Origin of the sequence: Weissella confusa, from assembly GCA_041871065.1 — a bacterium.
Taxonomy (GTDB): Bacteria; Bacillota; Bacilli; order Lactobacillales; family Lactobacillaceae; genus Weissella; species Weissella confusa_A.
In genome coordinates, this window is record CP168942.1 from 1,737,389 (window position 1) to 1,752,803 (window position 15,415).

The 15,415-nt window shown below is 45.9% G+C and carries 11 protein-coding genes; all 11 read right to left on the minus strand.

What is annotated here, in order from left to right:
• Positions 1 to 6 precede the first annotated feature (6 nt).
• The 11 genes from ACAW68_08545 to ACAW68_08595 all read right to left on the minus strand — a co-directional run bounded on the left by ACAW68_08545 (position 7) and on the right by ACAW68_08595 (position 15,343).
• Positions 7 to 969 carry a hypothetical protein gene (locus ACAW68_08545; GenBank protein ID XGA15506.1) on the minus strand — a complete coding sequence of 321 codons (963 nt, stop codon included), beginning with the start codon at positions 967 to 969 and terminating at the stop codon, positions 7 to 9.
• Complete coding sequence (locus ACAW68_08550) at positions 882 to 6,692, minus strand: hypothetical protein (GenBank protein ID XGA15507.1); 5,811 nt, start codon at positions 6,690 to 6,692, stop codon at positions 882 to 884. The genes ACAW68_08545 and ACAW68_08550 overlap by 88 nt, the downstream gene beginning before the upstream one ends.
• Positions 6,693 to 7,010: 318 nt before the next feature.
• The gene (locus ACAW68_08555; GenBank protein XGA15508.1) at positions 7,011 to 7,901 is read right to left on the minus strand and encodes a WxL protein peptidoglycan domain-containing protein; all 891 of its coding nucleotides are present in this window, start codon (positions 7,899 to 7,901) and stop codon (positions 7,011 to 7,013) included.
• Positions 7,902 to 8,018: 117 nt separating this feature from the next.
• On the minus strand, positions 8,019 to 8,600 hold the full coding sequence (locus tag ACAW68_08560) for a hypothetical protein (protein XGA15509.1): 582 nt from the start codon (positions 8,598 to 8,600) through the stop codon (positions 8,019 to 8,021).
• Positions 8,601 to 8,800: 200 nt separating this feature from the next.
• Entirely contained in the window at positions 8,801 to 10,048 is a 1,248-nt protein-coding gene (locus ACAW68_08565) for a WxL protein peptidoglycan domain-containing protein (protein ID XGA15510.1), read from the minus strand.
• A gap of 9 nt (positions 10,049 to 10,057) precedes the next feature.
• Positions 10,058 to 10,609, minus strand: a complete 552-nt coding sequence (locus ACAW68_08570) for a hypothetical protein (GenBank protein XGA15511.1) — start codon at positions 10,607 to 10,609, stop codon at positions 10,058 to 10,060.
• Positions 10,590 to 12,077 carry a WxL protein peptidoglycan domain-containing protein gene (locus tag ACAW68_08575; protein XGA15512.1) on the minus strand — a complete coding sequence of 496 codons (1,488 nt, stop codon included), beginning with the start codon at positions 12,075 to 12,077 and terminating at the stop codon, positions 10,590 to 10,592. Before ACAW68_08575 ends, ACAW68_08570 begins: the two co-directional genes overlap by 20 nt.
• Positions 12,078 to 12,135: 58 nt before the next feature.
• The gene (locus ACAW68_08580; protein ID XGA15513.1) at positions 12,136 to 12,636 is read right to left on the minus strand and encodes a hypothetical protein; all 501 of its coding nucleotides are present in this window, start codon (positions 12,634 to 12,636) and stop codon (positions 12,136 to 12,138) included.
• A 4-nt stretch (positions 12,637 to 12,640) separates the two neighbouring features.
• A complete protein-coding gene (locus ACAW68_08585) occupies positions 12,641 to 13,909 on the minus strand; it encodes a WxL protein peptidoglycan domain-containing protein (GenBank protein XGA15514.1) in 1,269 nt (422 codons plus the stop codon).
• A gap of 106 nt (positions 13,910 to 14,015) precedes the next feature.
• Entirely contained in the window at positions 14,016 to 14,651 is a 636-nt protein-coding gene (locus tag ACAW68_08590) for a hypothetical protein (GenBank protein ID XGA15515.1), read from the minus strand.
• A gap of 236 nt (positions 14,652 to 14,887) precedes the next feature.
• Positions 14,888 to 15,343 (minus strand): universal stress protein, encoded by a 456-nt coding sequence (locus ACAW68_08595; protein ID XGA15516.1) that lies wholly within the window; start codon positions 15,341 to 15,343, stop codon positions 14,888 to 14,890.
• Positions 15,344 to 15,415: the final 72 nt, after the last annotated feature.

Sequence of the window (15,415 nt, forward strand, 5' to 3'; positions counted from 1 at the left end):
CCTCCTTTACTCAGTATCACCCATACCGTTATCTTGCGCGGCGTTAACCGTCCACGTCATTGTAGCAGCGTACTTACCCGTTGCTGGGAAGCCACCCTTAGTTGGCGTTGGAATACGCAAGTAAACATTGTTGAAGTTAATCTTTGATAGCGTTGTACCGTCATCAACTTGACCAGTTGCCACAGTCGTTGCTTGACCCTGCTTAACAACTGCGCCATTAGCTTGCTTCAAACCACCCATGGCAGTTGATGTTCCTGAGCTAAAGACGGTACTGTCAGTATCTGAAGTTGCCAAAGCACTCTTGCTCATGACCACTTCAGCACCGGTCAACACCGCGTTGTTATCACCAGTCAAAGCGAATGGTGCTGACAACGTTGCTGTCACATTCAAGTTACCACGATAGTTTCGCGTATCCATCACGTTAACAGCCATGTTTGTCGTTGCCGCCGTCGCAACAGATTGCGTTGGAATCAACGTATCAAACATCTTTGATGACGTGTACGTGTTGAATGGCACATTCGGCGCAACAACACCAGCAATTGAGAAATCACCAGTCGCTGGGGCAACCGTTTGCGTATCATCCGGCTTATCGCTTGATGCAGCAGGCGTTGGTGGCGCAATGGCTGATTGCGCTTCTGAAACGGCCTGCTTAATCTTCTCAGCAGAATCCTTATCAACCGTTCCATCGGCGTTCAGCAAACCACCACCGACACCACCGTTAGATGTATCAGTCGTCAAAGCCTTGGCAACTTCATCAGTATCCGTAACCGCGGCTGACTTCAATTGATCAGCCAATGAGGCTTGGGCTTCTGAACTCAAACCAGCTTGTGAGGCAACTGAACTAGCAACCGATTGCGCAACGGCGCCGGCAACAGCATCCGCTACGTTTGTCGTAAAGTTACCTTGTCCTTGGTTAACCGCTGCATCAATAGAATCAAGCAAGTTATTACCAGTAGTGTTATCCAACATTCCTTACCAGATGAATCCTTAGTATTCATCTGTTCGTTAATGTTGTTTCGGATGTCTTGCACAGACGTAGCACCATCGGTCAACTTGTGACCCATTTCGTCAGTGATTGAACCACCATCAACGGCAGTTTGGATTTGACTCTTAGCCAAGTCAATCAAACTTGTGCTTCCGGCGGTAATCAACTTATCTCCGGCGTCAGTTGACAACTTACCACTGTCAACGGCCTTCTTGATCAAGTCAACCGTTTGCGCGTCGTTCAATTGATTGATGGTCTTTTCAGTAGCGACCGTCGTTGCCGTATCCGTTGACGTTTGGATTTGCTTCGTCAATGAACGGACATAGAAGAAGTTAGAATCAGTTTGCACGTCGGCCGTAACTGGAATATCGTTAATTGCCTTTTGCACACTAACAATTTGCTCTTGCAACTTCTTGGCACCTTCCGTGTCACCGGCAGCAACCAATTGATCTTGAACTTGTTGAATCTTAGCAACCGTGATTGTTGTATCCGTAATCGCAGCTTGCTTAATCGTTCCCAACAAGGCACCTTGCGTGTCGTAGTATGACGGAACGGTTCCTGTCACATTACCTTGCGCATCCTTAACCGCGTATTCACTTGGCTTAGGAGCTGGTGGCAATTGACCATATGAGGCCAATTGGTGCGGGTTCTCTTCGGCAGCTGTTTGCAACTTCTTCAACGCGTCCGTTGGCGTACCGTCAGCATTGTAATAGGTTGAAACTGATGTCTCATCCTTGTGCTTCTCGATATAGTCAACCAAGTCACTCGTCGTCAATGGTGTCTTAACGCTGGCGATGTTCAAATCATCAGTCGTCAAATCAGCCAATTCCGGGTGCTGTGATTGCAATTGTGACAAGGCCAACGCTTGCAATTGTGCTTCTTGCGCTGGATCACTCGCATCGTAAGGATGATCTGGATCATATGGCAACTTAACCGTGTATGATTGTCCGTTAACAACAACTGATGTCGTAACCGTAACGGTAACCGTGACAGATTGTTGTGATGGATCCAATTCGGCACGCGCCAACAAATCCGTGTAATCATTCAATGTTGCTTGGTAACCAGCACGATCCTGAATCTGCTTACGCAAAGCAGCAACTTGTTGGGCCAAGGCACCATTAGGGTCGTTGGCCAACCAAATTTGCATTTCTGGGTCATTCATAATCTTGTTGTACTGTTGGATAGCTTGTGTACCAGAGTTATCCAAGAAGAATGAATCCAGCAATCCACTTGAGGCACCATCTTGACCAGTCAAGTCCAAGTACTCCAATGAAGATGGCTTCTGAAGCAACTTAGAATCGGCTGGTGTCAATTGGTTACCAGTGGCTGTCAAAATGATCAAACCGTTTTGGGCAGCAACCGTAATCCATGATGGCAACGTTGTGAAGTTATCATTGTCGATTTGCAAAGACTGAATACGCTTTGCAAAGTCGTTATTCGCATTATTCAATTCTGGTGGGAATGTGTTCATAACCGCCATGTTTGACATGTTCAAGTTAACCAACTTTGGATAACCCGTAACGATCTTTGAACTTCCAGAAGAACCACCCAAAGAGGTCATAATGTTTCCGGAAATATCCAGCGTCGTCAATGAATCATTGTGGAACATTTGGAAGTCTTGTCCACCGAAGAGTTGGTTACCCAAGTCATCGTAGGCCACAGACAATTCGGCAAGGTTAGGCAACTTTTCCAAATTCAAATATCCAAATGAAGACGCCCAGTTGGCATCTTCTTGCGTGTTCCTGCTTGCTGGTGAATCCTTTGATGACTTCCATGAAGACATGTCCAGTGACGTTTGACCCGTCGTTGACATGATAATGGCATCAAATGAGGCAAACAATTGTTGTCCGTTGTTCCAGTTGAAGCTCGACGTATTCTTCCAAGTATCGGCACTATAAATTGACAATTGCCATGATTGCGTATTTTTGAAGTAATCATAGATACCGTTATCGTGCTTCTTGTCAGACAAGTCCAACTTTGAAATGTACATCAAGTCACCAAATGTGATGTTATCAACGGTAAATTCAGAACCATTACCGTCAGTGTTATCACGAACGTGAGATGACAAAGCATTTCCATCGAATGTCATTGATTGGTTCAAAATGGCCTTGATGAAAGGCTCAGGCAATCCCCACGACTTCAACGTCGTCTTGGCCGTCACACCGTTTGGCAACAATTGATCAACCTTCGCCTTCTTGTAAGTTGGCAAAACCGTTGATTGACCACCACCGTCAGCAACTGCAAGACTTGAGGCGATTGCGCCCAATCCACCAGATGTCCAATTAGCAGCTGAACTTGAGTTGGCAGCGGCTAGGCTACTTGCATCGGTCGCTGCACTTGAAGCGGCCTTGGCGTAACTGTCACCATCAACACCGATTTGCTTAGCTGCTGATCCTGGGTTTGCTCCGATTGATTGCAACATTGAATCAATGGCTGAAGCGGCACTCGCAGCCGCACTCGCAGCTGAAGCAGCTGCGGCAGCATAACTTGAGGCACTCTTTCCGTTACTTGTTGCCTTCGTCAAAGTGTCAGCGTTTTGCGCAGCCAAAGCCGCACTTGAAACTGTTGATGAGTACGTCTTCAAAATTCCATATTGAATTGAAGTTGTGTCACCATCACCAGCTGCCGATCCCAAACTTGCATATTGGGCGTCGGCCAAATCGCTCACTACCTTGGCATATGAACCAGCGCCGTCGTTCGCTGAATCAATTTGACTCATCACTGACTTCACACCGGCACCACGCAAGTTATCAGGAATCGTGGCCAACAAAGAGGCTGCTGTTGATTCCGCAGCTGACAAACGGGCTGCTGCAGCGGATGCTTGACCCGCGATGCTTGCGATTGAAGATGCACCACTTGCGGCCTTACCGGCTGAGGCATAAGACTTAGCTGATGCCAAAGCTGCAGAGGCAGCAACTGAGTACGTTCCCAAGATTTGGTAAAGTGGGCTATCTTGATTTGCCAAAGACTTTGCGTCTGACGTTGCCGTTGTGGCATCACTCAAATCACTGGCCATGTTTGACAATTGCGCTGACATTGATGATGTTGATGCACCACCGTTTGACGCAATTGACGTGGCCAAATCATTAACTGACGAAATTGTCTTCGTTGCTGAAGAAATTACGCTCGCATAGCTAGACAACTTCGTGTAATCTGTCGTGGCATACAATGCTGAACGTGCAGATGACATCGTTGAATATGCATCAGCAACACTCTTTGCGTAAGCTGAAATGGCTGTTGAGTTGGCCGTATCAGCTTGACTTGAGGCACTAGTGTTAGCACTTGTGCTGTTACTTGGTGCAGCAGCGCTTGAGCTGTTAGCCGGCTTAGATGCTTCAGAGGCAGCAGCTGCTTCTGAAGACTTCATTGATGATGCCGTCTTTGAAGCGCCCGTTGCATAATCGTTCGCGGCAGCAGCAGCACTTGAGGCCAACTTGTTGTAGTTCGCAACCGCTGAACTCAGCGTCATATCTTGTGCTGCAGCCGACTTATCTTGAATCGTCTTCGTGTTATCTGACATCGTTGCCAACGCTGATGCGGCGGCCGCAGCGGCACTGGCTGCCTTGGCTGCAATTGTTGCAGCGTCAGAACCAGTCGCAGCCTTCTTGGCATCAGAAGCATAGCTAGCCGCATCAACTGCCATCTGTGCAGCCAAACTTTCAGCTGATGACAATGCCGTTGAAGCCACTGACAAAGCTGAACGCGCCGTTGACTTTGTTACGGCACTGTCAGCGGCAACAGCTGCTGCAGAGGCAGCCGTAGAAGCGTTTTGGTCAATTGTATAGGCTGACTTCAACATGTCCTGCAAAGCTGCAAGTGATGCTGAATTAGACACCTTACCTATCGCTGCATAGGCAGTATTGTAGGCATCATTGGCCGCACTAAAAATTGACTTTGCAGCTGACGCATACTTCACAGCGTCACCAGTTGCTGTGTCGCCACCCACAACTGGGTTTGCCGTAAAGGCTGACATCAAACTATCAAATGACTTCACTTGTTGACTAGCCGTCACATAATTTGTATCAACTGCATTTGCGGCAGATGATGAAGATGATGGCTTAACTGAAATTGATCCCGTCTTTGGATCAGCTGTGACGTTACTTGCACCGATGGTCAATCCACCAACCGGCTTTGCAGAGCTACTTGGTGCTGTTGATGTTGACCCATTTGAAACCGCCCCATTCGAAGGCGTGGCATCTGCAACTGAACTTGATGTCGGCAAGTTAACCTCGCTAAAGGCGCTACTCAAAGCTTCTGAGAACACGTCTGACTTCAAACTGATTTTAACCGTCGCACTACTATCTGAAGCAACACTTGAGACCACTGTATTAACAGCGCTCATAGCAGCTGACGCAACATCATTCAACGCGTTCGTCGCGATGTTATAAACGGCACTTGAACTACCTGTTTCTTCATCGACAACGTGTGAGACGGCAACAGAAGGTGTCCCTGAAGCAGCCCAAACAGCTGACGTTGCAGCTGATGCGGCAGCTGAAGCAAGTGATGACAACATTGACGTGTCTGATACACCAGCAGCTGAGGCAGCAGCCTTAACAGCTTCCGCAGCAGAGTTAGCGGCAACAGCGGCAATTGTGTCCTTAACAGAAACCAAGCTGTCAGCTTGCAATTGTGTTGAAGGTGGCAAAGCCGTATCTTGTTGCACGTTGGCCGTGATAACCGGCACAGCAGCCGTATAAACAGATGCTGACAAAACACTTGAAGCAAAGGCGACTGATGAAATCAATGCTGAAAGTGATGCGTTTGTTGCTGCATATGAAGACAACGCAGTATTCAAGTTACCCGCATCAGTCTTCTGCCAATCAGCCAAACTTAGGCCAGCATTTGTAACTGCCTCAACCGCCATGCTCATAGCAGCTGACTTAGCTTTGTTTTCGGCAGCTTGACGAACACCGGTTCCACCACCGTTTAGCCAATCAGAAATCCACGTTCCTGAGCTACCCACGTAAACCTTCACGTTTGTCTGTGAATTAAACCAGCTCCAGTTTTGCGCATCGTTGGCATCCTTAAACCCAGTATATGAAATATCCAAACTCGTTAGCTTAGGGAACACCGCGTGCATGTCACCACTGGCTTGGTTAATGCCGTTACTTGCAGAAAAGTTACCCGCATTTTGGATAGCGCTCGTCAAATAGGTTCCAAGTCCATTCCATCCAACGAATCCTGGCGTTTGGAACAAACCAGCCAAGTCGAGCGATGTGACATTGTTAGCCTTGCTTAGCGCATAAAACAGTGCACTAGCCATTGGCGTTTCCGTCACGTTTCCGTTCGTTTGAGTTGCCCAAAAACCACTGAGCCCATACTTTGAATAATCAGCGGTAACCGTTGCACCAATTGTTGAGAATGCTGACGTTGAAAGATCAATAGCCGTCAACTTTGACAAGTCACTGATTTTCAACGTTGATGCAGTCTTACCTGTTGATTGAGCCAACGTCTTACCATCACCAGCAGGACTGTTTAGCAAGGCCCCAATGAATGATGAATCAATCAAATGCAAAGTTTGCCCATTAACTTGCATTGTCCAATCGGCCAATACTTGGTCATCAGACACACTATCGGCGTGCACTTGTCCCTGTTCATAGTTCCATTGCAATACAACCGGATATGCCTGCATAACTGTAGACATCGTCAATGTACTCAACAACGTAATTGACGCCATTTTTAGTTTCAAATTATTGTTTCGTGACATAACCAATGTTCCCCTAGCGAATAAATCAGTATAAGTATTGTGGGCCTAACACCACATTTAAATATATGTATCGAGGCCGAAGCCCCGTGTCATGACTGTTGATTACTTCAACTTGGCCATGTTTTCCTTACGTTCTTCTTCGTCCTTGTCCTTGCGACGCTTGAACAAGATGAACCAGATCAAGAAGATGATAATCAAGATTAGCAACAACAAGATGCCGCCGATGATCCATACCCAAACAGGAATACTGTTCTTAGCTTGGATAGCCTTATCCGCTGCGTTAAACTTCTTAGCTTGCTTGTCAGTAACCGTGACTTCTTATTCCCATGTCTTCGTGTAATCGAAACGCGTACCCTTGGCATCTGCGTATTGCCCGTTAGCGTCTTGGCTCCAGAAGGCTGTGTACTTAGCCAAGTACTTACCAGCCTTAATTTCCTTACCGTTTGACGTCATAGAGAAGTCAAAGTTAGAATTTGGTGCCATTTGCATCATCTTTTGTGTTTCACTCATATACGTTTGACCGCTTGAGTCCTTCACACTACCAACAATCTCCAAACGATTTAATAGCGCTGCCTTTGGATTGATGACATTCGTATTGATAGAAGAAATTCCCTTATCACTACTCAAAGTCACACCATTTGGGGTCAAGGTATCTGCAACATCGTTACCATCCGTTGAATTACGGGCTAGTACAGCAATGGCATAAGAAAACACGTTACCAAGTTGCATTCCCTTACCATTGCCACCGCCACCTTGACCCTCTTCAGTAAACTTCACACCACCAGCGTAAATTCCTGAAGTCGTCGCATCTGGCATCGTAATCTTGGCATTAACGGCTTTGGTTTCCTTAGGGTTAAGCGATACTTTATCTGGAGTCTCAATCGCATCCCCTAGGCGAGCAGGAAGCGTCTTGTCAAATCCTGACGTTGCGGCATAATCAACAGTACCGCCGTTAGTAGTACCAGCGGTTCCCTTTGAAATATCAACAGTAATTGCCTTATTACTCGTGTTAGTCAAATTGAACGTCAATGATTCCGTTTGACCAGGATTCAACTTCATATCAAAATAAGACACATTTGTCTTATCAATTTGTGTTGCTGGCACAACCGCTTGAACGGTATAGTCATTACCTGCGGCGTGTACATTAGTTACTGTTAACAAGCTGGCACCCACTACCAAACCTGTTAAAGCTAATCGCTTAATACTCATTCTTCATATCCCTTTAAAATTTTCCGCACATACGTGCTATGTATTAGAAAAAAGTGACGACCACACGAGGTGTCGTCACTTTTTCTAGTTCAAATAGATTGTCTTATAAAATTTGCCTTAGTTAGCCGGAGCAGCTTCCAAAACCCAGTCAATCTTACCAGAGTAAGTTCCAGCAACAGCTCCAGTTCCAGCTTTAATCTTCAAAGTCGCATCATCGTTCTTCGTAATCGTACCCTTAAGATCTGGATTTGCAAATGCTTTCACGTCTTCAGCGCCGTCTACTGAGTAAACGACATTTGAACCCTTGTTTGCAGTCAAGTCTTTGTCACCAATCGTCAACGTCTCGCCAAGATAGCTAGTCTTAGTACCTGTAACGTTCTTAAGTGGTGTGTAGTTAGCCGTCAACGTCCATCCTTGGTCAGGGTTACCTGTCGTATCAGTAACACTTGCACTAAATGGCTTTGAGTCTGTGTAATCCGTACTCAACAAATCAGCAACACTAGCTGACTTAAAAGTCAAATCATGCGTAATCGCATTCTTAGTACCATCTTCTGGATCCTTTGCAAATGCAAGCGTTCCCTTTTCAACCGTAAAGTTAGTTGTCGTAACATCGTTTGTAGAATCAGCAAATACTGACGTTGATGCGCCCAACAATGAAACTGACAACAATGAAGCCAAAACAATCTTATTCATCTTCATGATATCTTCTCTTTTCTCTCTTATATAAACAATAAAAATTCACATTTCCATCTGAACCTTGATAATCATAGCCTTACTTTCAATAAGTGTCTATAAAAAACAGGGTTTGTTCACAATTTATTCTTATTTTTGAAAAAAATGTGAATTTTAGAGAAAGAGATTGTCATACTTATTAAGAATAAGTGTAATGTTACGCCTACTTATCCCTCACGTACAACAAAATCGTTCTGCAATTTCGTGCCCTTTAAGACAATTTGTCCAGATGAAATTTCATGTGTATCGCCCGTCAACACGTATCCTGACGGGATTTCGATCGTGGCATGTCCCTTGCGACGCAAATGCACATGACCACGTGCGACAATTTCGCCATCCGCTAACATGAACTTATAGTGCACACGGCGACGACGCGTTAGCAACCAAATAAAGAACACAATCAATACAACAGCCACACCAATCGTCATCCAGAACAATGGTTGCCAGAATAGACTCTTGCGTAGCATCGCATTTTGCTTATGCAACTTTGCTGCTGCCTTATCGCTAATGTACAAATTCGTCTTACTAAACGTGCGATAAGCATAGCGCTTACCGTTTGGCGCATCGTAACGTAGCCCATCTTCACGGCCATAATAGCCAACAGCCGTCACAGTATAATTGCCAGCAGGCAAATCCTGTTCACCAGCCCAGACTTTGTAATTGAACTGTGAATTAGGCGCCATCTGCATATTAGATGCCTCACGTTGCAAGTACGTTCCGCGGGGTCCAACGATTGAGATACGCATATACAAACTATTCAAAAACGTCTGCGTATTGTTAATGAGCTGCATACTAATAGCGGCTTCACTCGCAATCACCCTAGCTGACGCCTTACCAATGGTTAAGTTAGGCACCAAAATACTACTGCTCGTGCGATTCAAAACGGCAACAGTGTAACCAACTTCTGTATTGAAGTTCATCGTCGCATTTTGTGAATTGACGTCTGCTTGCCCTTCAGCCGTAAACGTCACCCCACCTGCCATAACACCAGAAATACCATTATCTGGCGTCACCAAAGTCACAGTAGTCTTTCGTACTGATCCTGCTGGTACCGTCACCTTAGGGTCTGCCGGTGTCAAATATTGTTCCATGCGTGCTGGCAGTCCAGCGAAACGACTATCCGGCCAGTTTTGTGTGCCATAAATCACCGCACCATTCGCACTGGTACCCGCCGTTCCTGCTGACACAGCAACTGTGATGTCATGAGTTGCTTGGTTCGCAATATCAAACGTAAGCGTCGTACGATCACCAGGCTTAGTCGTCACGTCAGCGTAACTCACCTCTTGCGCATCATCTCGCTGAGCGGTCGGCTGTTCCAAACTAACCGCAATCCCGCTCTCTTGTTCAGCATGGACAACTGTTGGCATTTGCCAACTGACGACCATGAAACTAATGATTAACAATAACTTTTTCATGATACTTGCCTACCCTGGATTAACAACGCCATTTTGTAGTTCATACTGAATTGTTGCGTTGTAAGTTCCAATTGAAACGGTTGGCGGAATCGTCAAACTGACCTTCATTTCAGGTGACTCCCACGTGTAGTCACTAAAAGCCATGGTGTCATGCGCAATCGTGGCGCTACCAACCAACGAACCATCTTCAGCGACGTGCAATTCTTGGCCATTAATTGTTAAATGACCGTCGAATTTCGTTCCCACCAATGATTGTTGGAAATTTGTAATCCCCGCTACTAGGCTCCAACTTTGTTCCATGCCAGTATAATTCGTCACTGTGAAAGTGCCTTTGGGCAAGGTCACTTCACGTGTGACCGGTCCCTTGGCCAATTCAGCCAAACGGACAGCTTCAAAATTTAAATCCGTACCACCAGCCGCTGCCTGAAGTGTTACCGGTGTACCAGTCACTTCCAAACCAGTTGATGTACTTCCTGATTGATCAGCTAGCGCAACCGTGCCAGTCGTTGCCAACACCAAGCCTGCGCTCAGTAGCATAGCCTTAGTTTGCCATTTCTTCATGAGTGCCTTCCCCTCCTTCCGTTTTCGCAATCACAGTAAATGATTGACTCTCTTGACGATAATCAACAGCAACCTTTGCCACAAGGACTGGTTGTCCTGTCATGTCATAGACTGCTTCGCCATCCCCATCCTGCTTCACAGCTAAGAAGCCGGCAGGGACATCAAGTCGCATTTGTTTCTTAAAGAGATGTGATGTGCAGTGTTCTTTGGCCACCAACAGGTCATCTTCTGTGTAGAAGTAAACCGTGTGATGACGGCGCTTGTACCACAAGAACCACAAGAATCCAGCCAGTGCGCCTAACCCAAGCAATACCTTCGTGATAATCGGATTCAAATGATGTCCTGCATTGACCAATGTACTATTTAAGTGCCTTGCTTGCGCCGTTGAAATCGGCACATTAGTCGTCGCCTTCAATTTGCGACTACTTGGCACCAAAATAGATGAACCAGCCGATTGCGCTTCAGATGTGGCGACGCTGACTGAACTTTGGGCTGATGCTGCCTGATCATCAGGGACTGTCAGCTCATTTTCAGGTGCCACTGAACTCTTAGCATCACTCGAACTTGCTGTCTTTGTCGCACTACTCTTGTCTGTATCGGTTTGCTTGGTAATCGCCCCAGGAACCAGTGTAGCCGGTTCAGCAGCCGACCCATTCACTGACACGCGATATGTACCAGCTTCAACCTTGTCACCGCCTAGCCATATTGTCCAATTCAAACGTGTATTTGGCGCCAGTTGCATCATCGACTGCACACGGTGATACTTCTTACCGCTCGGTGATGTAATTTCCACGTCCATCTTCACACGATTAATGAATGCTGGGTAAGGATTCTGGAAGTGGAATACAAAGCCAGCTTGTCCATCAACGAGCTTCGCTCCTTCTGAAACGACGGAAGGCTGCATGTTATAAATTTTTGGCTCAGCGTTTTGCGCCAATACCGCAATGTCATACTTCACTTGCGCATTCAAACGATATTGTGTTGATGCCGTGTGGTATTGATTCTCCTCTTTAAAACCAACCCCACCGGCGATCGTGCCATCGAACGGTGCATCAGGCATAGACAATTGTGCAGTCACCGTCTTGATTTGTCCCGGCGTCAATGTAATCACTGGTTCATCGACCGTCAAATGGTTTTCCATACGCGTGGGCAAATTGACAAAGTCCTTATTTGGCCAATTTTCAGTCGTGTAGACAACGCTACCGTTTTCACTACTGCCGGCTGTTCCCTTGGTCATATCAACCTTGATAGTCTTCGCTGAAATATTTTGAATTTGATAACGCAATGTTTGTGATGTGCCAGGTGCTGCAATCACGTCGGCGTACCCAACACCGCGTGCACTTGGTCGCTGCGAATTAGACTCGATGTACGTCACACTGTAATCATCGTGCCCGACCGTGGCTGCATGCACAGAACCAGGCACTAATAGTGCGATCACTAAAATTGTTATCCCCATTTCACGTCGCATGTTGATTGTCCCTACTTCCCTTATATGTATCCCGCCGAGGCGGGGAGGATTGCGTACCCTATTGTGCAACCCCATTATTTAGCGTGTACAACACATTCGCTGTATAACGCCCAACCGCGTTACCTGGAATGGTCACACTGGCATCAACCGCTGGCGACTCCCAATAACCAGGCACCTGGCTGTGGAAAATCATCGCAGAATTGTGCTGTGTGGCATCGGCACGGATTGTAATGTTGTTAATCGTTAGCATGCCATCAAACGAATTAGATCCGTTCGTGAATTCTTCAGCTGCCATTGATAATGACCACCCTGCCGAAGATCCGGAAAGATCAGTCACCTGAAATGAACCGGCTGGCAATTTTGTACCACGTGTCGTTGGTACCGTTAAACGATCCAACAGTGTGTCACCAAAATCAATTGATGCGACACCTTTGTCCATCGTGCGATTACCAGCGATGATGTTCACCTTGGCTTGTCCAGTCGCCGTATCGGCATGCCCAGCTATTGGCATAGCCAACACGCTAAGACTGGCCATCATAATTAGTAATCCTTGTTTCATTACCCTATCCTTTTGACGTTGATAATGCTGCGACTTCAACTTCAATATACGTTTGCGTTGCCTTAACAACCAACGTACGCTCATCCGTCAATGTTGCATGCTTATCATTCATCAAGCGTACTGATTCTGGCAACGTCAACGTCACCTTACCCATGCGTGACGCACGGGCACGTTCCTTCATCACAATACGGTTTGTCATCAAATCAATAACTTGGACCGTGACATTGCGCTTCTTGAAGAAGACGAACCACAAGATAATTGCCGCAATTGCTAGCAAAATACCAATGAAGACCTTGTAGGCCAACGGCATCTTTGAGCTGATTTGCAAGTCGTAGTCACGCTTGTTCAAATCAGCAGCTTGCTTAGCTGTCACGTGAACCGTCTTTTCAGTTTGAATGTGGTACGTGTACTTGTCGCCACTAAACTTAAAGCGACGTTGGCCGTCCTTTGACCAGTAAGTATCCGTTACAACACGGTAGTCACCCGTCTTAAGCGCCTTACCGTTGGTGTAAATGCCCCAGTTGAATTGGGTATTTGGCGCCATCTGCATGTTCGCTTGCATACGCGTAAATTTCACACCATCAGGTCCCGTAACGGTTGTCTTCATCCCCAACGCGTTGATGAAACTTGATGTTGGATTCTTAACGTTAACAGCGAACACAGTGTGACGGTTAACTTGCGTCGCCTTCACACCACCCATTTGCAACATACCTTCCGCAATGCGTTGGTTGTTAGACAACAAAACCGCCACGTCATATTCGTACGTGGCATTAATCTTCATTGAATTCGTTGACTGGGTCGATCGATTCTGATTCTCTTCAACAAAGCTAACCCCACCAGCCATACGTCCTTCAAATTGTTGCGCAGGTGCCTTCAACGTTGCCGTTGCCGTCGTGTTTTGACCAGGCTTTAGCGTGATTTCTGATTGGTCAGCCTTCAGATAGTCACCCATCTTGTTAACCAAACCATCCGTCAACGTTGGCTTTACATCTTGTGTAGCGTAGTTAATCGCACCGTTATCACTCGTCGTGGCCGTTCCGGCATTCATTTTAATTTTAATCGTCTTATTTGACGTGTTAGACAATTGGAATTGCAATGTCTGTTGTGATCCTGGCTCAGCCTTCACATCAACATAACCTGCATTATCAGATTCCGTGCGTTGATTGTCCGGTTGAACCGCCACCACACTATAGTCATCGGCTGCATAAGCAGTCGTCATCAACATTGGCACAGCAACCGCAGCAGCGATTGCCAATTTAACCCACTTGGCCATGTTTTTATTTTCTCTCTCTCAAAATCTCTCAAAATTAAACACAAAAAGCCTGGCAGAACCAGACCATTTGCTTTACATATCAAACTTATTTAATTGCTAAATCAGCTTATTCGTTGCTACCAGCTACAGGTTGAGTTGCAGCATCAGTAGTTTCCGATTGGGTGTTGCTATTTGTACCAGTAGACAACTTGTACGTGACATCCGCCTTGTATGAACCTACCTTTGTTCCAGTTGGTACAACCATCGTTGCCTTAGCCAGAGGACTCGTCCAGACTGTGTGTGATTCATTGTTCCAATTACCAGCACTAGCTGAAGTATACAAAGGTGCTGATTGGTTGTCAGTCAAAGCAACACCATTAATCATCAATTGTCCATAAAACGGAGCGCTAGCACCCGCAGTTTCACTACTGAACTTAGTGACCGTTGCCGTTAGGTTCCAATCCGCGTTCAACGTGTTAAGAACACCAAAAGCTGACTCTTTCATCTCTGCCTTTGTCTGCTTGCTGCCCGTTACCAAATCTGCCAAAGTGACAGAATCAAAATTCAAATCATTGGTAACAGCCTTGCCGTTTTGATCAGTATAGTTAACACCTGGCACTTGAGTAATCTCAAGCTTTCCACCATCGTTGGTTACTGAAACGTTGGCCTTACCATCCATAGTTGTATCAGCTGACACCACACCAGCCGTTGCCAAAACAGAACTTGCTACCAAAACAGTTGCTGCAATCGTTGCAAACTTCATGTCTCTACCCCTTCACGAATTCTTCAAATTCGTTTCTCTTTATATTAAGGAAAATTCCCTTATTAAAGATAATAAGATAAAGTAAGCGTTGGTTTGTGTCTAAATTGTGAAGAAAGTGTGAACTTCGGGTTTATACGTATTTTTATGTATCGCATTGGCAACAGTTTTGCATGCTAAAAACCAGACAAACAAAATAAAAAGACCACCAGGTTTCCCTAGTGGTCTAGTCATATCAATTACTTAGCACGAACAATCAACGTATCAACGTTTGCTGTACGCGTTACGTATTCAGTAACTGATCCAATCAACAAGCGCTCAATGGCGTTCAAACCAGTAGCACCAATCATAATCAAATCAACATTCATCTTCTCAGGCGCTTGGTGAGCAATGATGTCCTTTGGTGAACCGTACTCAATTGTGTAGTCCACGTTCTTAACACCAGCATCCTTAGCTTGTTGCAAGTAAGTCTCCAAAGTCTTCTTTGCAGTTTCAGCAACTTGCTCGACCATCGTCGTCTTGAAGTCCGTTACGTTTTGGAATGCGCGTGTATCGATAACGTGCAAAATGTGCAAGTTAGCGTCTTCCCCATTACGCAATGCAACTTGAATTGCCTTCCCCAAAGCAGCTTCAGCTTCCTTTGATCCATCAACTGGAATCAAAATGTTCTTGTAGTTTACATTAGTATCAGCCATGATAGTTCCTCCTCTAAGTGGCTATTTGCCTATATGTTCATTATACGCCATTTGTAATAAATTTGATAAATA